Source organism: Kitasatospora sp. NPDC088134, from assembly GCF_044741705.1.
Taxonomy (GTDB): domain Bacteria; phylum Actinomycetota; class Actinomycetes; order Streptomycetales; family Streptomycetaceae; genus Kitasatospora.
This window is the reverse complement of record NZ_JBIUTD010000002.1, coordinates 452,756-479,431: the sequence shown is the minus strand read 5'-3', so window position 1 is coordinate 479,431 and position 26,676 is coordinate 452,756. Positions and strand designations below refer to the sequence as shown.

26 protein-coding genes are annotated in these 26,676 nt (G+C 72.8%); 11 read left to right on the top strand and 15 right to left on the bottom strand.

What is annotated here, in order from left to right; translation table 11 throughout:
• Window positions 1-105: 105 nt before the first annotated feature.
• The 3 genes from pta to pyk all read left to right on the top strand — a co-directional run bounded on the left by pta (window position 106) and on the right by pyk (window position 5,031).
• Window positions 106-2,286 carry a phosphate acetyltransferase gene (pta, locus tag ACIOHG_RS05725; protein WP_400945666.1) on the top strand — a complete coding sequence of 727 codons (2,181 nt, stop codon included), beginning with the start codon at window positions 106-108 and terminating at the stop codon, window positions 2,284-2,286.
• Entirely contained in the window at window positions 2,283-3,488 is a 1,206-nt protein-coding gene (locus tag ACIOHG_RS05720; protein WP_400945663.1) for an acetate kinase, read from the top strand. Before pta ends, ACIOHG_RS05720 begins: the two co-directional genes overlap by 4 nt.
• A 112-nt stretch (window positions 3,489-3,600) precedes the next feature.
• Window positions 3,601-5,031 carry a pyruvate kinase gene (gene pyk, locus ACIOHG_RS05715; RefSeq protein WP_400945661.1) on the top strand — a complete coding sequence of 477 codons (1,431 nt, stop codon included), beginning with the start codon at window positions 3,601-3,603 and terminating at the stop codon, window positions 5,029-5,031.
• Window positions 5,032-5,105: 74 nt separating this feature from the next.
• On the opposite strand, the gene ACIOHG_RS05710 is transcribed toward pyk, so the two are convergent.
• The 4 genes from ACIOHG_RS05710 to trxA form a co-directional block, all read right to left on the bottom strand.
• Entirely contained in the window at window positions 5,106-6,377 is a 1,272-nt protein-coding gene (locus ACIOHG_RS05710) for a hypothetical protein (protein WP_400945659.1), read from the bottom strand.
• On the bottom strand, window positions 6,374-6,916 hold the full coding sequence (locus tag ACIOHG_RS05705; protein ID WP_400945656.1) for a DUF6114 domain-containing protein: 543 nt from the start codon (window positions 6,914-6,916) through the stop codon (window positions 6,374-6,376). The genes ACIOHG_RS05710 and ACIOHG_RS05705 overlap by 4 nt, the downstream gene beginning before the upstream one ends.
• Window positions 6,917-7,057: 141 nt before the next feature.
• Window positions 7,058-7,708: a DUF6230 family protein gene (locus ACIOHG_RS05700; protein ID WP_400945654.1), complete on the bottom strand. Its 651-nt coding sequence runs from the start codon at window positions 7,706-7,708 to the stop codon at window positions 7,058-7,060.
• A gap of 624 nt (window positions 7,709-8,332) precedes the next feature.
• Window positions 8,333-9,319, bottom strand: a complete 987-nt coding sequence (gene trxA / locus ACIOHG_RS05695) for a thioredoxin (protein ID WP_400945651.1) — start codon at window positions 9,317-9,319, stop codon at window positions 8,333-8,335.
• 338 nt (window positions 9,320-9,657) lie between these two features.
• On the opposite strand from trxA, the gene ACIOHG_RS05690 reads away from it, so the two are divergent.
• Entirely contained in the window at window positions 9,658-10,362 is a 705-nt protein-coding gene (locus ACIOHG_RS05690) for a TetR/AcrR family transcriptional regulator (protein WP_400945650.1), read from the top strand.
• A 7-nt stretch (window positions 10,363-10,369) separates the two neighbouring features.
• Here ACIOHG_RS05690 and ACIOHG_RS05685 read toward each other — a convergent pair whose 3' ends face one another.
• Window positions 10,370-11,278 carry a sigma-70 family RNA polymerase sigma factor gene (locus tag ACIOHG_RS05685; RefSeq protein ID WP_400945648.1) on the bottom strand — a complete coding sequence of 303 codons (909 nt, stop codon included), beginning with the start codon at window positions 11,276-11,278 and terminating at the stop codon, window positions 10,370-10,372.
• 92 nt (window positions 11,279-11,370) lie between these two features.
• Here ACIOHG_RS05685 and ACIOHG_RS05680 point away from each other — a divergent pair, with 92 nt between their 5' ends.
• Entirely contained in the window at window positions 11,371-12,114 is a 744-nt protein-coding gene (locus ACIOHG_RS05680; RefSeq protein ID WP_400945645.1) for an SDR family oxidoreductase, read from the top strand.
• Window positions 12,115-12,129: 15 nt separating this feature from the next.
• Here ACIOHG_RS05680 and ACIOHG_RS05675 read toward each other — a convergent pair whose 3' ends face one another.
• From ACIOHG_RS05675 to ACIOHG_RS05665, 3 genes are all read right to left on the bottom strand, one after another.
• Complete coding sequence (locus ACIOHG_RS05675) at window positions 12,130-13,815, bottom strand: methylmalonyl-CoA mutase (protein ID WP_400945643.1); 1,686 nt, start codon at window positions 13,813-13,815, stop codon at window positions 12,130-12,132.
• Window positions 13,816-13,990: 175 nt separating this feature from the next.
• The gene (locus ACIOHG_RS05670; protein ID WP_400945641.1) at window positions 13,991-14,323 is read right to left on the bottom strand and encodes a DUF3817 domain-containing protein; all 333 of its coding nucleotides are present in this window, start codon (window positions 14,321-14,323) and stop codon (window positions 13,991-13,993) included.
• Between the two features lie 20 nt (window positions 14,324-14,343).
• Entirely contained in the window at window positions 14,344-14,883 is a 540-nt protein-coding gene (locus ACIOHG_RS05665) for a MarR family winged helix-turn-helix transcriptional regulator (RefSeq protein WP_400945638.1), read from the bottom strand.
• Between the two features lie 461 nt (window positions 14,884-15,344).
• Between ACIOHG_RS05665 and ACIOHG_RS05660 the strand changes: the two genes are divergently transcribed.
• Window positions 15,345-16,991 (top strand): M4 family metallopeptidase, encoded by a 1,647-nt coding sequence (locus tag ACIOHG_RS05660; protein WP_400945636.1) that lies wholly within the window; start codon window positions 15,345-15,347, stop codon window positions 16,989-16,991.
• 94 nt (window positions 16,992-17,085) lie between these two features.
• Here ACIOHG_RS05660 and ACIOHG_RS05655 read toward each other — a convergent pair whose 3' ends face one another.
• The gene (locus tag ACIOHG_RS05655; protein ID WP_400945782.1) at window positions 17,086-17,415 is read right to left on the bottom strand and encodes a DUF3817 domain-containing protein; all 330 of its coding nucleotides are present in this window, start codon (window positions 17,413-17,415) and stop codon (window positions 17,086-17,088) included.
• 154 nt (window positions 17,416-17,569) lie between these two features.
• Here ACIOHG_RS05655 and ACIOHG_RS05650 point away from each other — a divergent pair, with 154 nt between their 5' ends.
• The 4 genes from ACIOHG_RS05650 to ACIOHG_RS05635 all read left to right on the top strand — a co-directional run bounded on the left by ACIOHG_RS05650 (window position 17,570) and on the right by ACIOHG_RS05635 (window position 20,795).
• Window positions 17,570-18,346 carry a DUF2127 domain-containing protein gene (locus ACIOHG_RS05650; RefSeq protein ID WP_400945633.1) on the top strand — a complete coding sequence of 259 codons (777 nt, stop codon included), beginning with the start codon at window positions 17,570-17,572 and terminating at the stop codon, window positions 18,344-18,346.
• A gap of 129 nt (window positions 18,347-18,475) precedes the next feature.
• Window positions 18,476-19,114, top strand: a complete 639-nt coding sequence (locus ACIOHG_RS05645) for an AIM24 family protein (RefSeq protein WP_400945631.1) — start codon at window positions 18,476-18,478, stop codon at window positions 19,112-19,114.
• A complete protein-coding gene (locus ACIOHG_RS05640; RefSeq protein WP_400945628.1) occupies window positions 19,114-19,764 on the top strand; it encodes an AIM24 family protein in 651 nt (216 codons plus the stop codon). Before ACIOHG_RS05645 ends, ACIOHG_RS05640 begins: the two co-directional genes overlap by 1 nt.
• A gap of 188 nt (window positions 19,765-19,952) precedes the next feature.
• A complete protein-coding gene (locus ACIOHG_RS05635; protein WP_400945779.1) occupies window positions 19,953-20,795 on the top strand; it encodes an AIM24 family protein in 843 nt (280 codons plus the stop codon).
• Between the two features lie 74 nt (window positions 20,796-20,869).
• On the opposite strand, the gene ACIOHG_RS05630 is transcribed toward ACIOHG_RS05635, so the two are convergent.
• The 6 genes from ACIOHG_RS05630 to ACIOHG_RS05605 form a co-directional block, all read right to left on the bottom strand.
• Entirely contained in the window at window positions 20,870-22,045 is a 1,176-nt protein-coding gene (locus ACIOHG_RS05630) for a cytochrome P450 (protein ID WP_400945626.1), read from the bottom strand.
• Window positions 22,042-22,590, bottom strand: a complete 549-nt coding sequence (locus ACIOHG_RS05625) for a GTP-binding protein (protein ID WP_400945776.1) — start codon at window positions 22,588-22,590, stop codon at window positions 22,042-22,044. Before ACIOHG_RS05625 ends, ACIOHG_RS05630 begins: the two co-directional genes overlap by 4 nt.
• A gap of 70 nt (window positions 22,591-22,660) precedes the next feature.
• Entirely contained in the window at window positions 22,661-23,029 is a 369-nt protein-coding gene (locus ACIOHG_RS05620; RefSeq protein ID WP_400945623.1) for a DUF742 domain-containing protein, read from the bottom strand.
• Window positions 23,026-23,445, bottom strand: coding sequence for a roadblock/LC7 domain-containing protein (locus ACIOHG_RS05615; protein ID WP_400945620.1), 420 nt, complete (start codon window positions 23,443-23,445; stop codon window positions 23,026-23,028). The genes ACIOHG_RS05620 and ACIOHG_RS05615 overlap by 4 nt, the downstream gene beginning before the upstream one ends.
• Window positions 23,442-24,854, bottom strand: a complete 1,413-nt coding sequence (locus tag ACIOHG_RS05610; protein WP_400945618.1) for an ATP-binding protein — start codon at window positions 24,852-24,854, stop codon at window positions 23,442-23,444. The genes ACIOHG_RS05615 and ACIOHG_RS05610 overlap by 4 nt, the downstream gene beginning before the upstream one ends.
• A 43-nt stretch (window positions 24,855-24,897) precedes the next feature.
• A complete protein-coding gene (locus ACIOHG_RS05605; RefSeq protein ID WP_400945616.1) occupies window positions 24,898-25,890 on the bottom strand; it encodes an MBL fold metallo-hydrolase in 993 nt (330 codons plus the stop codon).
• A gap of 143 nt (window positions 25,891-26,033) precedes the next feature.
• Here ACIOHG_RS05605 and ACIOHG_RS05600 point away from each other — a divergent pair, with 143 nt between their 5' ends.
• The gene (locus ACIOHG_RS05600; protein ID WP_400945613.1) at window positions 26,034-26,552 is read left to right on the top strand and encodes a MarR family winged helix-turn-helix transcriptional regulator; all 519 of its coding nucleotides are present in this window, start codon (window positions 26,034-26,036) and stop codon (window positions 26,550-26,552) included.
• Window positions 26,553-26,676: the final 124 nt, after the last annotated feature.

Sequence of the window (26,676 nt, the reverse complement as noted above, 5' to 3'; positions counted from 1 at the left end):
CCCGTCGGCCGCACCGCCAGGTGCCTCGGCGCAGCCTCCGCCCCGTCCGAATGTATGGTCGGTATGACCGCGGCCTGGGACGACGGACGGACGGAGAGCTCCACTGTGGCGCGCAGCGTGTACGTGACCGGGATCGACCGGGGGGACGGTCGGCAGGCGGTGGAGCTGGGGGTGATGGAGCTGCTCACCCGGCAGGTGGACCGGGTGGGGGTGTTCCGGCCGCTGGTGCACGCGGGGGACGCCGGGGAGCCGGGCAGTGACCACGTGGTGGAGCTGCTGCGCAGCAGGTACCGGCTGGACCTGCCGACGGCGGAGCTGTACGGGCTGACGTACGACGAGGCGGCGGCGCTGCAGGCGGCCCAGGGCCAGGACGAGCTGGTCTCGGCGCTGGTGGACCGGTTCCACCGGCTGGCCCGGCGCTGCCAGGCGGTCCTGGTGCTGGGCACCGACTTCGCGGGCACGAACATCCCGGACGAGCTGGCCTTCAACGCCCGGCTGGCGAACGAGTTCGGGGCGGTCGTGCTGCCGGTGGTCGGCGGCCGGCACGAGGACCCGCAGGCGGTGGTCGCCGAGGTCCGCAACGCCCACCGCGCCTACCGGGACCTGGGCTGCTCGATCCTGGCGATGATCGCCAACCGGGTCGCGCCGGGCGCCGAGCAGCAGGTGCGGCGGGCGCTGGCCGAGAAGCTGCCGGTGCCGGCGTACGTGATCCCGGAGGAGCCCGCGCTGGCCGCGCCGACGGTCGCCCAGCTGGTGGAGGCGACCGGCGCGAAGGTGCTGCTGGGCGATGCCGCGGGGCTGTCCCGGGACGTGCGGAGCTTCGTGTTCGGCGGCGCGATGCTGCCGACCTTCCTGGACGCGCTGACCGAGGGCGCGCTGGTGGTGACCCCGGGCGACCGGGCCGACCTGGTGATCGGGTCGCTGGCGGCGCACGCGGCGGGCTCCCCGCCGATCGCGGGCGTGCTGCTGACGCTCGGTCAGCACCCGGGCCCGAACGTGATGGCGCTGGCCTCCCGGCTGGCCCCGGGCACCCCGGTCGCGGAGGTCTCCGAGGGCTCCTGGCTGACGGCGGCGGCGCTCACCCACCTGGAGGGCCGGATCGGCCCGAACAACCCGCGGAAGGCCGAGGTCGCCCTCGGCCTGTTCGAACTGCACGTGGACACCGCCGAGTTGACCAGTCGGATCGAGCTGAGCCGGTCCGAGCGAGTGACCCCGATGATGTTCGAGCACGCGCTGCTGGAACGGGCCCGCGAGGACCGCCGGCACATCGTGCTGCCGGAGGGTGCCGAGGACCGGGTGCTGCGCGCCGCCGAGGTGCTGCTGCGCCGCAACATCTGCGACCTGACCCTGCTGGGCGACCCGGACGCGGTGCACCGCCGGGTCGCCGCGCTGGGCATCGAGCTCCCGCAGCCGGGCGACGCGGGCGCCCAGGTCCGGGTGGTCGACCCGGCGGCCAGCCCGCTGCGCCAGCGCTTCGCCGAGCTGTACGCGCAGGCCCGGGCGCACAAGGGCATGACGGTGGAGCGGGCGCTGGACGTGGTCACCGACGTCTCGTACTTCGGCACCCTGATGGTGCAGGAGGGCATCGCGGACGGCATGGTCTCCGGCGCGGTGCACTCGACGGCGGCGACCATCCGCCCGGCCTTCGAGGTGATCAAGACCTCGCCGGGGGCGGCGATCGTCTCCTCGGTGTTCTTCATGTGCCTGGCCGACAAGGTGCTGGTGTACGGCGACTGCGCGGTCAACCCGGACCCGGACGCGCAGCAGCTGGCCGACATCGCCGTCCAGTCCGCGGAGACCGCGGCCCAGTTCGGGGTGGAGCCGCGGGTGGCGATGCTCTCCTACTCGACCGGCACCTCCGGCTCGGGCGCGGACGTGGACAAGGTCCGCCGGGCGACCGAGCTGGTCCGCGAGCTGCGGCCGGACCTGCTGGTGGAGGGGCCGATCCAGTACGACGCGGCAGTGGACGCGCACGTCGCGGCGACCAAGCTGCCGGGCTCGCCGGTGGCCGGGCGGGCGACCGTGCTGGTCTTCCCGGACCTCAACACCGGCAACAACACCTACAAGGCGGTGCAGCGCTCGGCCGGGGCGATCGCGGTCGGCCCGGTGCTGCAGGGCCTGAACAAGCCGGTGAACGACCTGTCCCGGGGCGCCCTGGTGGAGGACATCGTCAACACCGTGGCGATCACCGCGATCCAGTCCCAGAACCAGACCCGGAACCAGAACCAGGACCGGGCACAGGCCCAGCCCCGGGACCGGGCCCGGACCGCAGGAGGAGCGCAGTGACCGCCGGTACCCGTGTCCTGGTGCTGAACGCCGGGTCGTCCTCGGTGAAGTACCAGCTGATCGACATGCTGGACGGCTCCCGGCTGGCCTCCGGCCTGGTCGAGCGGATCGGCGAGGAGGCCGGCCGGCTGGTGCACCTGCCGCTGGTCGGGGAGCCGCGCGAGACGCTGCGCCGCTTCGCCGGGCACGACGCGGCGCTGGCGGCGGTCGCCGAGGAGCTGGCGAAGGACCTGATGGGCCTGGACTCGCCGGAGCTGGCGGCGATCGGGCACCGGGTGGTGCACGGCGGGCTGCGCTTCACCCGGCCCACGCTGGTCACCGACGAGGTGCTGGCCGAGGTCCGCCGGCTGATCCCGCTGGCGCCGCTGCACAACCCGGCGAACATCACCGGCATCGAGGTGGCCCGGGCGCTGCGCCCGGACCTGCCGCAGGTCGCGGTGTTCGACACCGCCTTCCACGCGACGATCCCGGAGTACGCGGCCCGGTACGCGATCGACCGGAAGGTCGCGGACGAGTACCGGGTGCGCCGCTACGGCTTCCACGGCACCTCGCACCAGTACGTCTCGCGGGCCACCGCCCGGCTGCTGGGCCGGGACCCGGCGGAGCTGAACGTGATCGTGCTGCACCTGGGCAACGGGGCCTCGGCCTCGGCGGTGGCCGGCGGGGTGTGCGTGGAGACCTCGATGGGCCTGACCCCGCTGGAGGGCCTGGTGATGGGCACCCGCTCGGGGGACGTGGACCCGGGCCTGGTGTTCCACCTGCACCGGGTCGGCGGGATGACGGCCGATCAGATCGACGACCTGCTGAACCGGCACAGCGGCCTGCTCGGCCTGTGCGGCGACAACGACATGCGCGAGGTGTGGCGCCGGGCCCAGGAGGGCGACGAGGAGGCCGGGCTGGCGTTCGACGCCTACGTGCACCGGATCCGCCGCTACCTGGGCGGCTACTACGCGGTGCTGGGCCGGGTGGACGCGGTGGCGTTCACGGCGGGTGTCGGGGAGAACTCCGCGCCGGTGCGGGCCGCGGTCTGTGCCAATCTGGAGGAGTTGGGCATTTCGGTCGATCCGGAGCTGAACGCGGTGCACGCGCGCGAGGCCCGGGTCGTCTCGCCCCCGTACGGGCGGGTCGCGGTGGCCGTGGTGCCGACCGACGAGGAACTGGAGATCGCCCAGCAGACGTTCGCGCTGGTCCACGAGGTGTAGGCCCGGCGCGGGATGACTACTCGTCAGTATCCCACCCCTCGGAATGTTCGTTGGCGATATCTGACGGTTCGAGCCGAATGTACCGATAACACGAACGGATAGACTGACGGATATGCGCCGAGCGAAAATTGTCTGCACCCTGGGTCCTGCGACGGACTCCTACGAACAGCTGAAGGCCATCGTCGAAGCGGGCATGAACGTCGCCCGCCTCAACATGAGCCACGGCTCCCACGCCGAGCACGAGGACCGGTACCGCCGGGTCCGCCAGGTCTCGGAGGACACCGGCCGCACCATCGGCGTGCTGGCCGACCTGCAGGGCCCCAAGATCCGTCTGGCGACCTTCGCCAACGGCCCGGTGACCGTGGACAACGGCGACACGTTCACCATCACCACCGAGGACGTCCCCGGTGACCAGCACATCTGCGGCACCACCTACAAGGGCCTGCCCGGCGACGTGAAGCCCGGCGACCCGGTCCTGATCAACGACGGCGTCATCGCCCTGGAGGTCGTCAGCGTCGACGGCCCGCGGGTGAAGACCGTGGTGGTCGAGGGCGGCGTGCTCTCCAACAACAAGGGCATCAACCTGCCCGGCGCGGCGGTCAACGTCCCCGCGCTGTCCGAGAAGGACAAGGACGACCTGCGCTTCGCCCTGCGCCTGGGCGTCGACATGGTCGCGCTGTCGTTCGTCCGCAACGCCGCGGACATCGACGACGTGCACAAGGTCATGGACGAGGTCGGCATTCGTGTGCCGGTCATCGCCAAGATCGAGAAGCCGCAGGCCGTCGAGGCGATGGAGGAGATCGTCCTCGCCTTCGACGCGATCATGGTGGCCCGCGGCGACCTCGCGGTCGAGTACCCGCTGGAGAAGGTGCCGCTGGTCCAGAAGCGGCTGGTCACGCTGGCCCGCCGGAACGCCAAGCCGGTCATCGTCGCCACCCAGATGATGGAGTCGATGATCCACGCCTCGCGCCCGACCCGCGCCGAGGTCTCCGACGTCGCCAACGCCATCCTGGACGGCGCGGACGCGGTCATGCTGTCGGCCGAGTCGAGCGTCGGCAAGTACCCGGTCGAGACCGTCAAGACCATGAGCCGGATCGCCGAGAAGGCCGAGGAGGAGCTGCTCTCGCAGGGCCTCCAGCCGCTCAACCCGGGCCGCAAGCCGCGCACCCAGGGCGGCTCGGTCGCCCGCGCCGCGTGCGAGCTGGGCGACTTCCTCAACGGCAAGGCGCTGATCGCGTTCACCAAGTCCGGTGACACCGCGCGCCGGCTCTCCCGCTACCGCTCGCCGATCCCGGTGATCGCCTTCACCCCGGACGTCGCCACCCGCAACCAGCTCTCGCTGAGCTGGGGCGTCGAGGCGTACGTCTCGGAGCAGGTGGCCACCACCGACGAGATGGTCGAGCAGGTCGACCGCGAGCTGCTGCGGATGGGCCGCCTCTCCGAGGGCGACACCGTGATCGTCACGGCCGGCGTGCCGGTCGGCATCCCGGGCACCACCAACATGGTCCAGGTGCACCACCTGGGCGACCGCTCCGACATCTGACCGGACGTCAGGAGAAGCCGCAGGGGCGGGACCCGAGGACCGGGTCCCGCCCCTGCGGGCGTTCTACGGCGGCCTCAGCCGTCGTAGGGGGTCTGGTCGTTGAACAGCCGCATGCCGGGGATCTTCAGGTCGCCGCCGAACTGGCCCGCCTGCACCGCCTTGGCGTCGGTCAGCGTGAGGTCCAGCGGGATCGGGACCGCGCCCAGCAGGTCCCACAGCCACTTCGGCAGGGTGTCCGGGGTGAGCGTGATCGGACCGAGGTCGATCGGGATCGGCAGGCCGTAGACCGCCGCCAGGTGGCCCGACAGGCTCTCCACGTACATCGTGATCGGGCCGTTGCGCATGGTCGAGGTCGACCCCGGGCGGCTCTTCACGTGGAAGGTCAGCCCCGGGATCTGAATGGTCGACATGTCGAGGTTCTCGATGTCGGCGCTGTCGGTGGTGAACTTCAGCACCCGCTTGGTGCCGCTCTCGGTGGTGACGTCGTAGACGCCGTTGAACACCGAGCCGTGCAGCGCCAGCCGGGTCGAGTGCAGCACCCAGTTCTGGTCCGGCACCACGTCGCCCTTGGGCGCGGCCTTCGCGGCCAGGCCCTTGGTGCTCACCAGGCAGTTCGGGTCGGCCGAGGCGGAGGTGGACGGCGACGGCGCGGCGGCCGCGGCCTTCGGGGCGCCCGCGGCCGGCTTGCTCCCGGCCGGGGCCGACGGGTCGGCCGAGGACGGCGCGGTGGCGGCCCGGCCGGCGGCGGACGGCGACGGGGCGGCCGGGGACGGCTTGCTCTCCGCCGGGGCGGAGGGCGCGGGGGTGGCCGGGGCGGTGGACTTCGCAGACGGCGAAGGGGAGGGCGAGGGCGAGGACGCGGTGTTCTGGCCCGGGTGGAACAGGTTGTTCAGCCAGTCGTCGACGATCCCGGCCTGCTGGACGCCGCCCGACGCGGCGTCGGTCGTGGTGTACACCGCGGACCGCACGGCGGCGGTGCCGGTGAACGACGCCGGCACCGCGGCGGCACTGCCCGCGGGCGCCTGCCCGGCGGACCCGGACTGCCCGGACTGCCCGGCGGACCCGGACTGCGCGGCCTCGGCCTGGCTCACCGAGGAGTCCGGCAGCACCTTGATCTCGCTCTTCGGGACGGGCGTCTCCTTGAGCACGGTGTCCGGGCTGCTGGCGCACGCGCCGCTGCCCGGGTCGGCGGCGACCGCCAGCGTCGGCGTGTAGGCCGCGCCGACCAGCAGCGCGGTCGGCACCGCGGCGATCGCCAGCGCCCGCCCGCGCAGCCGGGAGCGCACGCCCTCCCGGGGCGCCGCGTGCCGGGGGCCCGGGACGGCCGGCTTCTCGGACCCGGTCACTGCGGCCCCTCTCCGGTGCTCGGCTGCGGGGCGGCGCCGTACTCCAGCGGCTGCTCGGCGACGGTCGGCGCGGGGTGCGCCTCGGCGGCGGCCGTACCGGCGGCCTCGTCGGCGACCGGCTCGGCGGGCAGCTGCAGCGGGGCCCAGGAGACCAGCAGGCCGCCCGCGAGCAGGCCCGGGACCAGGCCCATGCCGAAGCCGCCCAGGTTGGAGACCGGGATCGAGATCAGCGCCAGGATGGTGGTCGCCACGCCGCAGAAGATCCGCACCACCGGCTGGAACCAGGCGGTCAGGCCGAGCACGATCATCATGATGCCGATGATCATCGAGCCGGCGCCGGCGGTGGTCGACATCGCCAGGGTCAGGCCGCCCAGGCTGAGGTGGGCGTACGGGAAGTACAGGATCGGGAGGCCGGCGATCATGGCCAGCAGGCCGCCCCAGAACGGGCGGCTGCGCCGCCACGCGCGGAATCCTCCGCGGGCGCGGCTGACGGGACTGGCCTGGCCCTCGGGCCAGGCCTCGACGGTTGCGCTGGACATGGTGCGACTCCTCGATGATGGGTCCGAGGGGGAAGGCGGAGGAACCCGGGTGTGCCGGGATGCCGTCCGAGGGGGCCGCGCTCGGCCGCCCCCTCGGACGGGTGGTCCACTGCCGGGGCCTGACGGCCCGTCAGCCAGGGACTACTTGTAGCACTCGGAGTCGGTGCCCTGGTTGATGTTCAGGTGCAGGCCCGGGAGCGTGAAGGTGCCCGCCGAGGTCGCCCAGGCGGTCTGCTGGACGTTGGTCAGGTGCGCGCTGTCGGCGTGCTGGGAGAAGCCCTGGGCGCCGGTCGGCAGCTTTCCGCCGTCCTTCTGGAGCTTGCCCACCGCCGAACCGGTCAGCGTGGAGGCGTCCTGGCCGATGTTGATGTTCTTGAACTCGGCGTCCGCGTTCAGCTGGTTGAGGTCGATCAGCAGCTGCTGGGCGTGGACCTTCTTCGAGTCGTCGTTGGCCGAGTTCTCGCCGGCCTTGAGGACCAGGGTCCACTTGCCGAGCGGGCCGAGGTCGGTGACGACCGACTGGCACAGGCTCTGCAGCTTGGCGTCGTCGAAGGCCGAGATGGCGACCGGGTGCGGGGTCTTGTTCGCCTCGGAGTCGACTCCGCCGAACTGCGAGAAGCCGTCACCCTGAAGGTCCTGCACGGTGACCTTGAACTGCTGGCCGGAGACCGAGAACGAGGCCGCCAGCGCGGAGTTGGCGAGCGAGACGCCGATCGCCGCGGTGGCCGCGACGCTGGGCACCATCACCAGGGCGAAGCGCTTCCAGCGGGTCTTGCCGTAAGACTGGGACATGCGAGTCCTCCTTCTAGGACGTACATCTCCGGCCGTTCCGGTGCGTCCCGCACGTGGTCAGGCCCGGGATGGGAGAGAGCTACGTCCTCGGTAGCGGAGAGCGCCTGCGCCGTGGGGACGGCACCGGGCGATCACCCCCGAGCGACAACCCTGCGACCGCGCGGGGCGCGCGACCGCGGAGGCCAGGAACCGCCGCGTGGGATCTGCGGTTACCCCCCTGTCCTCACCCGGTGGGGACCCCCGTTGCCGAGGGACCGGGCGTCGCCGATCGTTGTCGAATCCCGGGCGAAGCACAAGGGGTCCGTTACTGACGGGTAATCCAACAGTGAACACGGTCGATCATGGAATCGAAGGCTCCACTACGGATCGTGACGGAGGCCGGGTGTTAACACATTCGAAACCCGGGGAAACAACGACGAACACCCCTCCGCCGTCACGGGAAGTGACGAAGAAGGGGTGTTATCAAGATTTGGTAAACCTGTCCGTTGGTCACCCGAAAGTCGTCAAATCACCGACGACACCGCAGGTCATCCGAGGTGTCACCCGGTGCCGCCGGGCCACCCGCCGGGCCAGCCGCCGGACCGTCCGGCCGAACGCCCGTCCGACCGGCTGTCCGAGCGGCCGTCAGAACAGCACCCGGGCCAGCGCCTGCCGGGCCGCCACCGTCCGCGGGTCCTCCGGGCCGATCACCTCGAACAGCTCCAGCAGCCGCAGCCGCGCGGTGTCCCGGTCCTCGCCGAAGGTCTTCGCCACGGTGGAGACCAGCCGGCCGAACGCGTCCTCCACGTGCCCGCCGACCAGGTCCAGGTCGGCCGCCCGGAGCTGGGCCGGCACGTCCTTCGGATCGGCCGCCGCCTCGGCGCGCACCTGCTGCGGGTCCAACTCCTCGACCCGCTGCAGCAGTTGGGCCTGGGCCAGGCCCAGCTTGGCCTCCACGTGGCCCGGCCGGTCGCTCAGCACGTTCTGGTACGCCCGCACCGCGCCGCCCAGGTCGCCCCGGTCCAGCGCCTCGTGCGCGGCCTCCAGCGCCGGGTCGGCCGGCACCCGGGGGGCCGCCTCCCCGTCCTCGTCGGCCGCGCCGCGGCCGAGGCCGCCGACGATGCCGAAGCGCTGCTCGGCCACCTGGATCAGCTGGTCCAGGATCTTGCGGACGTTGGCCTCGTTCTCGGCGCCCTGGAAGAGCGGCACCAACTGGCCCGCCACCACGGCCATCACGGCCGGGATGCCCTGGATGCCGAACTGCTGGGCGATCAGCTGGTTGGCGTCCACGTCGATCTTGGCCAGCACGATCCGGCCGGCGTACTCCTCGGCGAGGCGCTCCAGGATCGGGCTGAGCTGCTTGCAGGGGCCGCACCACTCGGCCCAGAAGTCCACCACCACGGGGACCTCGGCCGAGCGCTGGACGACCTCCTCCTCGAAGGTCTCCTCGGTGACGTCCAGGACGAGGGGGTAATCGGCGAAGGCCGGGCCGTCGCCCGCCGCCGCCTGCCGGGCCCGCTCGGCCCGGGTCTGCTCGGCCTTCTGGGCGGCCTCTCCGGCCGCCTTCACCGCGGCGAGGTCCACCGCACCGCGCAGGGCGGAGCTGTTGAGACGCGAATTCCGTGACTGCATGGCTCTATCCTCCCCCGCCGGAGCCGCTACCGGACGCCATCCGCCCGGAAAAGACCGTCGCGAGCCGCCCGCCTCCCCGGCGGGGCCCGGAACCGTGGCCGCGGGTCCCCACCCGGGCCGTGCGCCCGCCCGATCCCGGAGGGCGGGGCGCAAGGGTTGTCGCTCTTTCGCTACTGGTCGTAGCGTATCTGCCCCCGGGGCTCCCCCCGCAAGCCCCCACCGCCCTCCGGGAGCGTGAGCTGCCCCACTTTCCGCGGCGGGGCGGGTGCCGGTGGGGGCGGCGGGTCGCTACCGTGGGGCAAGAAAGTTACTTCTGAGTAAACAAACCAGGAGGCGCGGTGGCCCCCACCACCCGGCACCCCGCCGAACACCCGGACCCGCCCGCCGACGCCCCCGCCGTCGCACCGGCCGGGGGCGCACCGGCCGGCGACGCCCCGCCCGCCCGCAGCAAGGGCCGTCCGCGCAGCGCCGCCGCCGACCAGGCCATCCTGGACGCCACCCGCGAGGCGCTGGCCGAACTCGGCTGGGGCGGCCTCACCATGGGCGACGTCGCCCAGCGGGCCGGCGTCGCCAAGACCACCCTCTACCGACGCTGGCCGTCCAAGAGCGAACTGGTGGTCGACGCCATCGCCAGCCTCTTCGACCAGCTGGAGTGCGCCGACCGCGGCAGCCTGCAGGCCGACATCGAGGCCGTGGTCGCGCGCTTCGCCGAACTGCTCAGCCTCCCCGAGACCCAGGCCGCGCTGCTCGCCCTGTTCGCCGAGGGCTCCCGCGACCCGCAGCTGCGCCGGCGCATCCGGGAGCGGATCGTCCAGCCGCAGAAGGTGCTGGTCCAGCTCGGCCGGGCGAACGCGCAGGCCCGCGGCGAGATGGACCCGGACCGGGACCCGGCCGCCGCCGACGAGGAGATCGACATCATCTTCGACACCATCGCCGGCACCGTCGAGCACCGGCTGCTGGTGAGCGGCGAACCCGTCACCGCCGACTGGGTCCGCCGCTTCACCACCCTGCTGCTCAACCCCTTCCCGGGGCTGCTGCGCTGACCCACCGTCAGCCGTCCAGGCCGGTCGGGCCGTCCAGGCCCTCCAGGCCGGTCAGGTCCAGCGCGGCCAGCCGCTCCGGGTCGGTCAGCACGTCGATCTGCGCGACCCGGCCGCCGGAGACGGTGAACGCCATCACCGACACCGGCTTCCCGTCGATCACCGTCAGCACCCCGTAGGCGCCGTTCACCAGCACCAGGCGGCCGAACGGGGCCAGCTGCCGGAAGCCCTGCGCCGAGGACGCGATCACCGTGTTGCCGCGGATCACCTTGCTCAGCTGCGCCATCGCGGTACCGCCGTCGGCCCGCAGCACCGCGTCCGGGGCCAGCACCGCCACCAGGCCCTCGAAGTCGCCCTCCCGGGACGCCGCCAGGAACGCCTCCACCGCCGTCCGCTGCGCCACCGGGTCGCGGTCCGGCTCCGGCGCGCCCTCCTTCACCCGCTTCCGGGCCCGGGACGCCGCCTGCCGCACCGCCGCCGGGGACTTCTCCAGCAGCGGCGCGATGTCCTCGAACGGCACCGCGAACAGGTCGTGCAGCACGAACGCCAGCCGCTCCGCCGGGCCCAGCGTCCCCAGCACCACCTGCAGCGCCAGCCCGACCTGGTCGCCCAGCAGCGCCGCCGCCTCCGGGTCGTCCCGCTCCGGCGCCGTCAGCACCGGGTCCGGCACCTCGGTGTCCAGCGCGTCCTCGCGCCGCCGCGAGCGCCCGCGCAGCTCGTTCAGGCACACCCGGGACGCCACCGTGGTCAGCCACCCCCCGAGGTTGTCCACCTCCTCCGCGTGCCGGTCCAACCGCAGCCAGGTCTCCTGCACCGCGTCCTCGGCCTCGCCGAGCGACCCCAGCATCCGGTACGCCACCGCCCGCAGCCGCGGCCGGTGCTCCTCGAACCGCTCCGCGAGAAGCGCTCCCCCGCTCATCCGTCACATCCCTTGCTCGATCGGGGTCAACACAGCAGACACCTACTGTGGCAGGCCGGACGATCACTCCGGCGGCCGGATCGGAGCCCGACATGCACCTCCTCGTCACCGGCGGCACCGGCACCCTCGGCGCGCACGTCCTGCCCCGGCTGGCCGCCGCCGGCCTGCCCGTGCGCGTCCTCACCCGCACCGACCGCGCCGACGCCCCCGGCCGCACCCACGTCCGGGGCGACCTGGTCGCCGGGACGGGGCTGGACGCGGCGCTGGACGGGATCGACACCGTGCTGCACCTGGCGGGCGGCGCGAAGGGCGACGACCTGGCGGCGGAGCACCTCGCCGCGGCGATGGCCCGGAACGGCGGCGTCCGGCACGTCGTCATGGTCTCGGTGATCGGCGCGGACCGGATGCCGCTGGGCTGGTTCCGCGCCAAGCGGGACGCCGAACTCGCCCTCATCGGGAGCGGGGTGCCCTGGACGGTGCTGCGCGCCGCCCAGTTCCACGACCTGGTGCGGACCGTCGCGGGGAAGGTCGGCCGGCTCCCCTTCGTCCCGGCGCCCGGCGGGCTGCGCTTCGAGCCGGTCGACGCCCGGGACGTCGCCGACCGGCTGGTCGCCCTCACCCTGGCCGGGCCGGCCAGCCTGGTCCCCGACCTGGCCGGCCCCCGCGACTACGCCTTCGCCGACCTGGTCCGCAGCACCCTGGAGCGCCGCCGCCCGAACCTCCCCGTCCCGCTGGCGGGCAAGGTCGGCCGCGCCTACCGCACCCGGCAGAACCTGGCCGGGGCGGGTGCCGAGCGCGGCACCCGCACCTGGGAGGACTTCCTGGCCGGGAGGTGAGCGACCGGCCGGGCGTCAGAAGGTGGCGTTCTCCTGGTAGGTCCCCCACTCTGCGCGGAGCGCGTGGCAGATCTCGCCCAGGGTGGCCTCCGCCCGGACGGCGCGGAGCATCGGCTCGATCATGTTGGCGCCGGAGCGGGCCGCGGCCAGCATCTCGTCGAGCCCGGCCCGGACGGCCGCCTCGTCGCGCCGCGCCTTGCGCTCGCCCAGCACCCGGACCTGCTCGCGTTCGACCTCGTGGCTGACCCGGAGGATCTCCAACTCGGGGGTGACGCTGCGGGGGTGGCAGTTGACGCCGACCACGCGCTTGTCGCCCTTCTCGACGCCGCGCTGGTACTGGAACGCGGCCTCGGCGATCTCGCCGGTGAACCAGCCCTCCTCGATGCCGCGCAGGATGCCGGAGGTCATCGGGCCGATCGGGTGCTCGGCGGTGCCCTTGTCCAGGATGCGTTGGAAGATCGCCTCGACCTGCTGCTCGATCCGGTCGGTGAGCGCCTCGACGTACCAGGAGCCGCCGAGCGGGTCGGCGACGTTGGTGACGCCGGTCTCCTCCATGATCACCTGCTGGGTGCGCAGCGCGATCTCGGCGGCCTGCTCGCTGGGCAGGGCGAGCGTCTCGTCGAGGGCGTTGGTGTGCAGCGAGTTGGTGCCGCCGAGGACGGCGGAGAGCGCCTCGACGGCGGTGCGCACCACGTTGTTGTAGGGCTGCTGGGCGGTGAGCGAGACGCCGGCGGTCTGGGTGTGGAAGCGCAGCCACTGCGCCTTCTCGGTCTTCGCGCCGAAGTGGTCGCGCATCCAGCGGGCCCAGATCCGGCGGGCGGCGCGGAACTTGGCGATCTCCTCGAAGAAGTCGAGGTGGGCGTCGAAGAAGAAGGACAGGCCGGGGGCGAAGACGTCGACGTCCAGGCCGCGGGAGAGGCCGAGTTCGACGTAGGCCAGGCCGTCGGCGAGGGTGTAGGCGAGTTCCTGGGCGGCCGTCGCCCCGGCCTCGCGGATGTGGTAGCCGGAGACCGAGAGCGGCTTGTAGGCGGGGATGCCGGCGGCGCAGTGCTCCATCAGGTCGCCGATCAGGCGCAGGTGCGGCTCGGGGGCGAAGAGCCACTCCTTCTGCGCGATGTACTCCTTGAAGATGTCGGTCTGCAGGGTGCCGTTGAGCACCGCCGGGTCGACGCCCTGGCGTTCGGCGGCGACCAGGTACATGCAGAAGACCGGGACGGCGGGGCCGCTGATGGTCATCGAGGTGGTGACCTCGCCGAGCGGGATGCCGCGGAACAGCACCTCCATGTCGGCGGCGGAGTCGATGGCGACGCCGCAGTGGCCGACCTCGCCGAGCGCGCGGGCGTCGTCGGAGTCGTAGCCCATCAGGGTCGGCATGTCGAAGGCGACCGAGAGGCCGCCGCCGCCGGAGTCGAGGATCATCCGGTAGCGCTCGTTGGTCTGCTCGGCGTTGCCGAAGCCGGCGAACTGGCGGATGGTCCAGGCCCGGCCGCGGTAGCCGGTGGGGTGCAGGCCGCGGGTGTAGGGGTACTCGCCGGGCCAGCCGATCCGTTCGAAGCCCTCGACCTCCTGCCCGGGCGGGGGGCCGTAGACGGGTTCGACGGTGTCGCCGCTGAGGGTGGTGAAGTCGGCGTCGCGCTTGCGCGCCCTGTCGTACCGCTGCTGCCAGCGCTGCCGGCCGGCTTCGATCTGCTCGGCGTCCATCGGCTCCGACTCCCGGTCCGTACGGCCGTCCTCGTGGGGCGGCGGAGAGAACTGCTTGGATGTCCTATCAATTTACTCGGACGTCCTACTATCTGTCGACGGCCGCCCCGGGACACGCGAAGGGCGCCCCTTCCGGCGGAAGGGGCGCCCCGGCAGAGCGCTGGTGCGGGCGCGGTCAGGCGGCGGCGGGCTCCGGTGCGACGATCAGCGGCGCGACCTCGCGGCTGACCCGGCGCTCGGCGAAGAACACCGCGGTGGGGATCGTGCCGGCCAGCAGCGTCCAGGCGAGCTTGCCCAGCGGCCACTTGGCCTTGGTACCGAGGTCGAAGGCGAACACCAGGTAGACCACGTAGAGCCAGCCGTGCGCGAAGCCGACGACGGTGGTGAAGCCGGCCGCGCCCGAGATGCCGAGGAGGCGGTTGGCGATCACCCCGAGGGTGAGCAGGATCAGGAGCACACCGGTGACGTAGGCCATGGTGCGGTAGCGGGTCAGCACACTCTGCTTCATGCCAACGAGGGTAACCGTCCCTACACCTGCCCCCGGGCCGCCCCCTCGTCGGCGGGCGGCGCGAAGTCCCCGGCGGCGACCCGCAGCGGGCGGAACAGCTCGAACACCTCGCGGCAGGCGTCGGCGTCGTAGCCCTCCAGGCCGAACTCGACGCCGACCAGCTCCCGGGTGGCCTCCTCGACCACCTGGCGGCCGCGCGCGGTGATGGCGGCGAGCACGCCCCGGCCGTCCGCCGGGTTCGGCCGGCGGGTGACCAGTCCGGCCCGCTCCAGGCGGTCGACGGTGTTGGTGACGCTGGTGGGGTGGACCATCAGGCGCTCGCCGATCTTGGAGAGCGGGAGTTCGCCGGAGCGGCTGAAGGTGAGCAGCACCAGGGCCTCGTACCGGGCGAAGGTCAGGCCGTAGGGCTTGACCACGGCGTCGACCCGGGCGAGCAGGATCTGGTGGGCGCGCATCACCGAGGTGATCGCCGCCATGGACGGCACGTTGCCCCAGCGGCGGGTCCAGAGCTCGTCGGCGCGGGCGATCGGGTCGAAGTCGAGGGCGAGGGGCTTGGGCACGCCCCCACCGTACCCGCGGGGGCGGGCGGGGGTAGCAGGTGTCCACGATGCTGGACAAGGCACCAGGTTGGCGGGATCACGCCAAGAAAGAACGCGGCCGCGCGCGGCGACTCTTTACACCTCATATTCCGTCACTATTCAGTGAAAGCGCGGAAGTCGGCCTCCGCCCCAGCCCGGAGCACATGGTTCGCAGCGAAACCTGCACTTTTCCCTATTCCGGACGACCTGCGCATTGGCGAGAGTTTGCCAATTGTTGCCGGGGCGCTGTCCGTGGATTCCGCGGGTTGTCATGCTTCTGGCCAGCCCCGTTGGACACCGCCGGCCCCACCCCACCGGCGACTGTCTCCTGACCGCACGGAGCTGCACGTCAGCACCCGTTTCCGCCCCAGCAGGCACTGACCCCGGTGCCCCGGAGCGCGGTGCGACCGCAACACGCGGTTGATCCGGAAGGAACCCGTACCGTGAAGCGAAAGCTCGCTGTCGGAGCCGTTCTCTCTGCCTCGGCCCTGCTGGCCGGCGCGATCCAGGTCAGCGCCGGGATCGCGCAGGCCCTTCCCTCCCCGGCCGCCCAGAATGCCGCGGGCCAGCAGCGCAGCGAACTGCTGACCCTGGCCGCGGCGCAGGCCCCCGCCAACGCCAAGGCCCTCGGCCTGGGCGCCCAGGAGAACCTGGTCGTCAAGGACGCGATCGTCGACGCCGACGGCACCCGCCACTTCCGCTACGAGCGCACCTACAACGGCCTTCCGGTGCTCGGCGGCGACCTGGTCGTCCACCAGGACGCCAAGGGCCAGCTGCGCGGCAGCGACAAGGCGGTGGGCGGCAGCCTGGCCCCGGCCTCGCTGAGCCCGAAGCTGACCGCCGCCCAGGCCGCCTCCGGGGCCACCGGCGCGGTGCAGGCCACCGTCGGCGCCAAGGACGCCGAGGAGGCCGCGCTGACCTCGGTCGCCGGCGCCAAGAACGGTGCGCAGCTGGTGGTCTGGGCCGCCGAGGGCACCCCGCGGCTGGCCTACCGGACCACCGTGGAGGGCATGCGGGCGGACGGCACCCCGAGCCGGCAGATCCTGGTCACCGACGCCGACAGCGGCGCGGTGCTCTCCACCCACGAGGAGATCCAGACCGCCAACGCGACCGGCAGCGGCAACGGCGTCTTCGTCGGCAACGTCACGCTGACCACCACCTACACGGGCTCCGCCTACCAGTTGAAGGACGCCAGCCGCGGCGGCCAGTACACCACCACCCTCGCCAACAAGACCTCCGGCAAGGGCACCCTCTACTCGAAGTCCACCAACACCTGGGGCAACGGCCTGGCCTCCAACAAGGAGTCCGCGGCCGTCGACGCCCAGTACGGCGCCGCCGCCACCTGGGACTTCTACAAGAACACCTTCGGCCGCAACGGCATCCGCAACGACGGTGTCGGCGCGTACAGCCGGGTCCACTACGGCAGCAACTACGTCAACGCCTTCTGGGACGACAGCTGCTTCTGCATGACCTACGGCGACGGCGCCTCCAACACCCACCCGCTGACCGAGCTGGACGTCTCCGGCCACGAGATGACGCACGGCGTCACCGCCAACACCGCGGGCCTGAACTACTCGGGCGAGTCCGGCGGCCTGAACGAGGCGACCTCGGACATCTTCGGCACCATGGTGGAGTTCTCCGCCAACCTGACGAAGGACAAGGGCGACTACCTGATCGGCGAGCTGATCGACCTCAACGGCAACGGCACGCCGCTGCGGTACATGGACAAGCCCTCCAAGGACGGCGCGTCCGCCGACTACTGGTCCTCCAGCGTCGGCAGCAAGGACGTCCACTACTCCTCGGGCGTCGCCAACCACTTCTTCTACCTGCTGTCCGAGGGCAGCGGCGCGAAGACCGTGAACGGCGTCAGCTACAACTCGCCCACCTACAACGGCTCGACCCTGACCGGCATCGGCCGGGACAAGGCCGCCCAGGTCTGGTACCGGGCGCTGACCGTCTACATGACCTCCACCACCAACTACAAGGCCGCGCGCACCGCGACCCTGAACGCGGCGAAGGACCTGTACGGCGCCGGCTCGACCGAGTACAACGCGGTCGCGGCCACCTGGGCCGCGGTGAACGTCAACTGACGACCGCCCGGTAGAGCACGAAAAGCTCGCGGCGGCCGCGCCCCTCACGAGGGGGCCCGGCCGCCGCGCACCATTTCCGGGGTGTCCGGGGCCGTCAGGCGGTCGCCGGGGCGGCCGCGCCGCTCTCGCCGCGCTCCTCCTTGGCGAGCATCCGCTCGGCGAAGAAGCCGCCGGTCGGCAGCACCGAGAGCACGAACAGCAGCAGGGTGCGCTTGGGCTCCCAGCGGCGGGCCTGGTGCGCCAGCACCAGGAAGACCAGGTACAGCACGAACAGCACGCCGTGCACCATGCCCATCACCGGCACCGCGTTGAAGCTGGTGGTGCGCTTCAGCACCGAGCAGATCAGCAGCAGGATGAAGGACAGGCCCTCGGGGCCGGAGACCAGGCGCAGGCGGTGGACGGCGGCGACGCTCTTCACGGGGATTCCTCACGGGGGCACGGCGGGCAGCGGGCTTGTGAACCGGTGCACAAGCCAGGCCTATTATCACCGACCTGACAACCCGGTCGGACGGACCCCCTATCCTGCTGTGCTGCGCGCGGCCTGAACGGCAGGCCCGCGGACCCACGGGGGAACGAACATGCTCAAGCGGGACTGGGACCGGCACACCTGCGCCCGGCGCGGCCACGTCACCTACGCGCCGGACGAGGCCGAACTGCGCGGCCGGCTGCACGCCGAGACCGCCCTCGGCACCGTCTGGCGCTGCCTGCGCTGCGGCGACTTCGCGCTCGGCGCGCCGCACGGCTCCGGCCCGGCCGGGGACGCGCCGCTGGTGCCGCGCGGCAAGGCGCTGCGCGACCTATTCATCCTGCGCTTCCTGGCCGTCGAGCGGCTGCTGCGCGGCCTGCTGATCATCGTGGTGGCCTGGGGCGTCTGGAAGTTCTCCAACTCCCAGGACGCGGTGCGCCGGATCTTCGACGAGAACCTGGGCGTGCTGAAGCCGGTGACCGAGCACTTCCACTGGGACCTGGAGCACTCGCCGATCGTCGACACCATCCGCAAGACCTTCGACTACAAGCACTCCACCCTGCTGTACGTGGCCGCCGCGCTGGTGGTCTACGCGCTGATCGAGATCGTCGAGGCGTTCGGCCTGTGGTGGGGCCGCCGCTGGGCCGAGTACCTGACCGTGGTCGCCACCGCCGCCTTCCTGCCGCTGGAGGTCTACGAACTGACCGAGCACGTCAGCGTGCTGAAGATCTGCACCCTGCTGCTGAACGTCGTCGCGGTGCTCTGGATCCTGCTCTCCAAGCGGCTGTTCGGCCTGCGCGGCGGCCTGGCCGCCTTCGAGGCCGAGCGGCACTCGGCCTCGCTGCTGGAGGTGGAGACCTCCGCCGGGGCGGTGCCGCACCCGGCCTGACCTTTTGTCCGCTTCGCCCCACTGTCGACCGGATGACGGCGGGTCAGGTGTCCGGATTTCGTACCGAACCGGTACCGACCGGCCCCAGCCCCCTCCCCACCCTGGGAGGGGGTCGGTAGATTCCCGGACGTGGCACAGTTCCGACTCCAGGGGTCCAAGGTCCTCGCCGTCGACCTCGCCGGCGACACCGTCAAGGCACGCAACGGCTCGATGGTCGCCTACACCGGGCAGATGGGCTTCAAGAAGCTCTCCGGCGGCGGCGACGGCCTGCGCGGCATGGTCACCCGCCGGCTGACCGGCGAACGCATGGAGGTCATGGAGGTGAAGGGGCAGGGCACCTGCTACTTCGCCGACAAGGCCACCGAGATCAATCTGGTCCGGCTGAACGGCGAGACGCTGTTCGTCGAGTCGGACAACCTGCTGTGCACCGAGGCGACGCTGCACACCGGCACCTCCTTCACCGGTCTGAACGGCATGGCCTCCGGCAACGGCCTGTTCACCACCAAGGTCGAGGGCCACGGCTGGGCCGCCGTCACCTCCAAGGGCCCGGCCGTCATCCTCCGGGTCGCCCAGGGCCTGCCGCTGCGGGTCGACCCCGGCGCGTACGTCGCCCACACCGGCAACCTGAACCGCGCCCTCAAGTCCGGCGCCGGCTGGACCACGCTGATCGGCGAGGGCGGCGGCGAGGCCATGCAGGTCGAGTTCACCGGCGACGGCCTGGTCTACGTCCAGCCGTCCGAGCGGATGACCTTCGGAGGGGACGTCTGATGGCCTTCACCCGGATCAACAACAAGATGATCTCCGCGAAGATCCTCCCCGGCCAGCGGGTGCTGTCCCAGCGCGGCTCGATGCTCGGCTACTCCGGCGAGGTCACCTTCCAGCCGAACCTGATGGGCGGCCAGGGCGGCGTGATGTCGATGATCGGCCGCCGGGTCGCCAACGAGGACACCCCGCTGATGACCGTCGAGGGCCAGGGCGAGGTGATGTTCGGCCACGGCGGGCACCACGTGCACCTGGTCGACCTGACCGGCGACACCCTGTACGTCGAGGCGGACCGGCTGCTCGCCTTCGAGGGCAGCCTGCAGCAGTCCACCATGTTCATGGGCCAGCAGGGCGGCCTGATGGGCGTGGTGCGCGGCCAGGTCACCGGGCAGGGCCTGTTCACCACCCAGCTGACCGGCCACGGCTCGGTCGCGATGATGGCGCACGGCGGCGTGGTGGAGCTCCCCATCGCCCCGAACCAGCCCGTCCACGTGGACCCGCAGGCCTACGTCGCGCACCGCGGCCAGGTCACCAACAAGCTCTCCAGCGCCCTCGGCTGGCGCGACATGATCGGACGCGGCTCCGGCGAGGCGTTCCAGCTCGAACTCTCCGGACACGGCATGGTCTACGTGCAGGCCAGCGAGGTGAAGCTCTGATGTCCTACCCCCCGCAGCAGCCCTACGGCCAGCAGCCGTACCCCCAGCAGGGGCAGCCCTACCCGCCGCAGGGACAGCCGTACCCGCCCCAGCAGGGCGGCCAGCCGTACCCCCCGCAGCCGCCGCCGGGCCAGCCCGGCTACTCGCAGCAGCAGTACCAGCAGTCGTACCAGGCCACCCAGGTCGGCATGCCCGCCCCGCAGCAGCCCTACCAGGCGCCGCCGGCCGGGCAGTTCGGCGCGCCGGTGTTCCAGCCGCCCGGCGGCGAGGGCCCGACCGTGCACGACCCGTCGACGCTGCCGGTCAACGACAACGTCAACCCGTACTGCTTCTCGGTCGACCTGAACGGCGCGTACTACCTGCAGAAGGGCAAGATGATCGCCTACTACGGCGACATGCGCTTCTCCGGGATCGGCCGCGGCGTGCTCGACCAGGTGCTCGAACGGAACTTCAACTCCCCGCTGCACGCCTCCGACTGGGTGGTGGCCGAGGGCCGCGGCAAGCTGCTGCTCGCCGACCGGGCCTTCGACCTGAACTCCTACGACCTGGAGGAGGGCAACCTGACGGTGCGCTCGGGCAACCTGCTGGCCTTCGAACCCACGCTGCAGCTCAAGCAGTCGATCATCCCCGGGTTCCTCACCCTGATCGGCACCGGCAAGTTCGTCGCCGCCTCCAACGGGCCGGTGCACTTCGTCGAGCCGCCGATCCGGGTCGACCCGCAGGCCCTGGTCGGCTGGGCCGACTGCCCCGCGCCCTGCCACCACTACGACCACAGCTACATGCACGGCCTGATCGGCGGCCTGCGGCACCTGACCGGGATCGGCGGCGCCAGCGGCGAGGAGCACCAGTTCGAGTTCATCGGCGCCGGCCAGGTGCTGATGCAGTCCACCGAGACCCTGATGGCCGAGCGCTCGGTCGGCGTGGTCGCCGCCGAGGCGGGCGTCCCGGGCTCCGGCGTCCCGCACCAGGCCGGCGGCCACGGCCAGCAGGCCCCGAGCCTCGGCGACCTCGGCCGGATGTTCGGCCTCTAGCACGCCCCCGCCGGAACGCCCCCGGAGCCCACCCGTGGCCGACCGCCCGGGTGGGCTCCGGAGTTCCGGCGTTCCTAGAGCGGCGTGAACTCGACCGGCAGCGAGACCAGCGCCCGGTGGATCGGCCCCTGCCGCCAGGCGATCCCCTCGGCGGGGACGGCCAGCCGGAGGTCGGTGAGCCGGCTGATCAGGTACTCGACGGCGGTGACGGCCATCAGGACGGCCGGCTGCCGGGCCGGGCAGCGGTGCGGTCCGGCGCCCCAGGCGAGGTGCGCGTAGGAGCCGCCGAGCGACTCGGCCTCCGCAGCGGGCAGCGCCGCCTGCGCGTTGGCGGAGGCGTAGGAGACCAGGACCGGCTGCTCGGGGGTGAGCACGGTGCCGTGGAAGACGATCTCCCGGCGCGGGTAGTGCGGGGAGAAGTTCGACAGCGGCGGGTCCTGCCAGAGCACCTCGTTGACGGCGTCGTGCGCCGTCATCGCGCCGCTGTGCAGCGAGCCCGCGTACCGGTCGTCGGAGAGCATCCGCAGCAGCGCGTTGGCGGTGAGGTTGGCGGTGGGCTCGTGGCCCGCCATCAGGGTCAGCGTGATGTGCCGGACCACCTCCTCGTCGGCGAGCTTCGCCGGGTGGTTGAGGAAGGCGGAGATCAGGTCGTGCCGGGGCGCCTCGCGGCGTTCGGCGACCAGCCCGGTGATCACCGCGACCAGGTCGGCGTACGCGGCGGCGGCCCCGGTGGAGGACTCGAAGGCCCGGTTCATCGCGGCGCTGATCCGGTCGATGTCCGGGTCCGGGATGCCGTACCAGGAGGTGAGGATCAGCAGCGGCAGCCGGTAGGCGTACTGGGCCAGCAGGTCGGCCCGGCCGGTGCCGGCGAACTCGGCGATCAGCTGCTCGGCGACGGCGGTGGTGTCGCGCTGCAGCAGGTGGGGCTCCAGGATGCCGACGCTGTCGGTGATCACCTGGCGGTAGCGGGCGTGCGTCTCGCCGTCCGAGAACAGCGCGGTGGGGCGCCAGCCGAACAGCGGGAGCAGCGGCGAGTCGGCGGGCTGGGTGGCCTGCCAGCGGCGGGCGTCCCGGGTCCAGGTCTCGGTGTCGCGGAGGATCTCCAGGGCGACGTGGTAGTCGGTGACCAGCCAGGCGTCGACCCCGGGGGCGAGCTGGACGGGCGCCAGCGGGCCGCGGTCGCGCAGCCGGGCGTAGTGGGTGTGCGGGTCGGCGGCGAACTGCGGGCCGAACAGCGCGGTGCGGGTCATGGGGCGGGCTCCGGGGGGAGGCGGTCCAGGACGTGCTCGGTGAGGGCGATCAGGGCGTCGACGCAGCCCTCGCGCTCCCGCGCGTCGCACTCCAGCAGCGGCGTGGCGGGATCGAGGTCGAGGGCGGCGCGGATCGTGTCGAGCTCGATCGGCGGGGTGTCGGGGAAGTTGTTGACGGCCACCGCGTAGGGCAGGCCGGCCTCCTCGATCAGGTCCATGGCGTCGAAGGCGTCGGCGAGCCGCCTGGTGTCGACCAGGATCAGCGCGCCCAGGGCGCCGCGGGCGAGGTCCTGCCAGAGCGGCAGGAAGCGCTGCTGTCCGGGGGTGCCGAACAGGTACAGCACGAACTCGCCGCCGGACAGGGTGAGCCGGCCGAAGTCGACGGCGACCGTGGTGGCGGTCTTGCCGGGCGTGCGGGAGATGTCGTCCACCGGCGCGCCGTGGGCCGTCATGGTCTCCTCGGTGTGCAGGGTCGGGATCTCCGACAGCGAGCGCACGAAGGTGGTCTTGCCGACCCCGAACGGCCCGGTGACCATGAGCTTCATCAGGATCGGGTCGGTGGCGGGGAGGTAGGCGGGGGCGCCTGACGGTCCGTCACCGGCCAGGGTGGCGGTGCTACTTGAGGGCGCGAAGTCCACTGAGGAGCCTTTCGGCGAGGTCCCGGCTGACCGGCCGGGCGTTGGGGATCGGGGCGCGCACGCGCAGGGCGCCGCGGTCGGCCAGGTCGGCGGCGATGAAGATCGTCGCGCTGACCGGCAGCCGGAGGTGGGCGGCGGCCTCGGCGACGGTCAGCGCGCCGGGGCGGACCAGTTCCCACAACTGGCGGTGTTCGCCGCCCAGTCCGGCCGGCAGGTCGGCGGCGGCGTGCAGGATGCTGAGCCGTTCCAGCTGGTGCCCGCCGGGGGCGGCGGTGCGGCCCTGGGTGGCGAGGTAGGCCGGGACGAGGCGGCGGCTGGGGCCGTAGAGGCCGCGGGAGACGGTCATGTGCCGCTCGCCTCCCGGGCCGGGCTGGCGAGCGCCCGGGCGAGCGCCGCGACCTGGACCTGCATCTGGTAGGCGATGGTGCCGAGGTCGGCGCCGGAGGTGGCGAACACCGCGAGCGAGGAGTTCTCCCCGGCGGGGGTGACCACGGCGTAGCCGTGCTCGGACTCGACCACGGTCTGGTTGAGCCGGATCTGCTCGGCGCCGGTGAAGGCGGTGGTGAAGGCGCGGGCCGCGGCGTGCAGCGAGGCGGTCATCGCGGCGACCCGGTCGGCGCTGTCCCGGCCGAGGTCGGCGGAGTGCCCGGTGACCAGGCCGTCGCCGGTGGCGATGACGGCGTTCTGGACGCCCGGCAGTTCGAGCAGCGGCGTGAGGACCCAGGAGAGGTCCTCGGTGTGGCGGCGGAGCTGGGCGGTCACGGGGTGTCGTCTCCTTCGGTGGCGGCGGGGCCTTCGGGGCTCGTGGCCGGGTCCGCGGCGCTGCGGCCGGCCAGGGTGCCGGACTGGAGGGCCGACCAGGCGGTGCGGGCCCGGTCGGGGGTCTGGCCCGTCGGGGCGGCGAGGGGGGCGTGGCCGGCCGGGGCGCCGGCGTCCTGCCGGGGGATCCGCGGGGCGCGGCGCTTGCGGGTGGGCAGCGCGTCGCCCGCGTCGAACACCGGCGCGGTCTGGGTGATCGGCCGGGGCGCGAGCGCGGACAGCGGCGCGGCCGGGTCGGTCAGCGTGAGCAGGTCGGCGGGCAGCCGCAGGATGGCCCGGACGCCGCCGTACGGGGAGGGTTCGACCCGGCAGCCGAAGCCGAACTGGCGGCAGAGCAGGCCGATCACGGCGAAGCCGGCCTGCGGCGGGTCGCCGAGTTCGGTGAGCAGCACCTCGGCCTGGCCGTCGAGCAGTTCGCCGGCCCGGGCCAGCTGGTCGGGCTCCATGCCGACGCCCATGTCGTCGACCACCACCAGGGCGCCGGAGCTGCCCTGTTCGATGGAGACCACGACCCGGGTCTCGGGGTGCGAGTAGGCGGTGGCGTTGCCGAGGATCTCGGCGAGCGCGATGGCGACCGGTTCGGCGGCCCGGGCGGCCACCGCGAGCCGGGGTTCGCGCAGGTGGTTGGTGATCTCGACGCGGGCGTAGCCGGCCACCCGGGACTGCGCGCCGACGCAGAGCTCGGCGAGCGGGGAGTCCTCCCGGGTCATGCCGGGCCAGGCGCCGGAGAGCACGGCGAGGGACTGCACCCGGCGCAGGGTCAGCTCGTTGCGGAAGTCCAGGGCGAGCAGCCGGGGGTCGTCGACCGAGAGCTGGATCTCCTCCAGCAGCGAGCGGACCTGGATCAGCAGCGCCTGGATCTTGGAGGCGGCGCCGCGCAGCGCGGCCCGGGCGGCGGCGTCGGTGCGCTCGCGCTCGGCGAGCACGGCGCGGACGGCGGCGGTGAGCGCGGCGTCCAGGGCGTGGTGGAACTCGTCGGTGCCGGCGGCCGGGTCGAGCGGCCCGGGCACGGGGGTGCGCGGGTGGGTGAGCGCGGTGGTGGCGGCGGGGAGCCGTTCCTGGGCGAGGTGGACGGTCTCCCGCAGGGCGGCGGCGAGCCGGGCCTCGGCGAGGGTGTGCCGGGCCTCGGCGAGGGTGTGCCGGGCCTCGGCGGCCCGGCCGCGGGCGTCCGCGGCGCGGGCGCCCTCCTCGGCGGCGAGCGCCCGCCGGGTGGCGGCGTCGGCCCGGTTCTCGGCGTCGGTGGCCCGGTGGGCGGCGGTTCGAGCGGTGCGGGTGGCGCGTCGGGCGGACCACAGCAGCGGTCCTCCGGCCAGGGCGGCGCCGGCCAGCAGGGCGAGCACGATCTCGACCATGGGGTCCTCGGGGGTGTCGTCGAACGCGGAACGGGTCAGCGGATCAGACGGTGCCGGCGGCGCCCTCGGCGGCGCGCTGCCGGGCCAGGCCGGCCATCTTGCCGACGACCTCCAGCATGGCGGGGGGCTCGGCCCCGTCGAGGTGCCGGTACTCGGTGCCCAGGGTGACCAGGAGCCGTTCGGGCAGGCCGAGTTCGGGGTGGCGGCGCTCGTCGAGCACGGTCCGGACGGCCTCGGCGAGCGGGACGCCGGCGGCGTGCAGGGCGTGCGCGCGGTCCCGGAGGTAGCGCAGGTACCCGGCATGGGCCCGGAGGTCCTGGCGGGTGAGCAGCGGGCCGTGGCCGGGGACGATCGTTTCCGCGCCGGTGTCGAGGAGCCGCTCGACGGCGTCGACCACGTTGCCGAGCGGGCCGGCCCAGTGCACGGCGTGGTCGCCGGGGTGCTCGGCGGTGGAGCCGAAGACGATGTCGCCGGTGAACACCGTGGAGCGGGTGGGCAGGTGGACGATCAGGTCGCCGCTGGTGTGGGCCGGCGGGAGGCTGCTGACCTGCACCGGGATGTCGCCGACCCGGAGTTCGAGCTCGCCGGTGAACACGGTGTCGGGGACCACCGGCGGGGTGTCGGACCAGTCGAAGCAGCCGAAGTGCTCCTGCAGGTAGGAGCCGGTGTCGCTGTCCGGGTCGAGGGTCCGCAGCAGGGCGTGCTGCTGCTCGGGGGTGGGCTCGTAGGCGATGTGGTGCAGCGCCTCGCGGGTGGTGATCACCTCGGCGTCGGGCAGGACGCCGGCGCCCCACAGGTGGTCGCCGTTGGCGTGGGTGACGACGATCCGGTCGACGGTGGTCCCGGGCGCGAGGACGGCGCGGGTCCGGTCCAGGAACTCCCCGGCCAGGGTGCGGTCGTACGGGGTGTCGATCCACAGCGCACCGCCGGCGGCGGTGACCAGGCCGCAGTTGGCCAGGCCCCAGCCGCGCTGCTGCGGCTGCCAGGCGTACACGCCGTCGGCTATCGAATGGAAATTCGCACTCCGAATCGTCATGTCCGCGATTATGCCTAACGCGGTGTCACCGTCCGACTCCACCCCGGGAATTGGCGCGGAACGATCTCCGTCGGGAGGGCGGCGCGCGCGGGCGCCCGTCGAGAAGTTGTACAACATTGAACAATATCGGCTATGCTGGCGGCATGGACACCCCCGACACCGAAGCGCCGGCGGTCCCCCCCTCCCGCGACGCGGAGCCGGGGACGCCCTGGCTGGACGCCCGCGAGCAGCGGTTCTGGCGCACCCACCTGGAGGTCGGCAAGCTGCTCGAACACCAGCTGAGCCGCGAACTGCAGACCCACAACCTGGCCATCAACGACTACGAGATCCTGGTCGTGCTCTCCGAGTCCCCGGACCACCGGATGCGGATGACCGACCTGGCCACCGCCACCCTGCAGTCCAAGAGCCGCCTCTCGCACCAGATCACCCGGATGGAGACGGCCGGCCTGGTCCTCCGCCAGGACTGCCCCGGCGACCGCCGCGGACTCTACGCCCACCTCACCGACCACGGCTGGGAGACCCTCCGCAAGGTCGCCCCGGACCACGTCCGCAGCGTCCGCGAACACTTCGTCGACCGCCTCACCGACGACCAGCTCGACGCCCTCTACACGGCCCTCGCCCCGATCGCCGAACACCTCCGCGGCCTCCGCGGCAAGGCGTAGCGCCGGAAGCGGGCGAAACACACCCGGGAGGCCCACCAGGGGCGCGGGGAACTGCGCGCAGCGGAAGGGAGCGCACCGCAGGACCGCACTGCGGGCAATGACTTGCCCGCCACGGCGCGCTCTC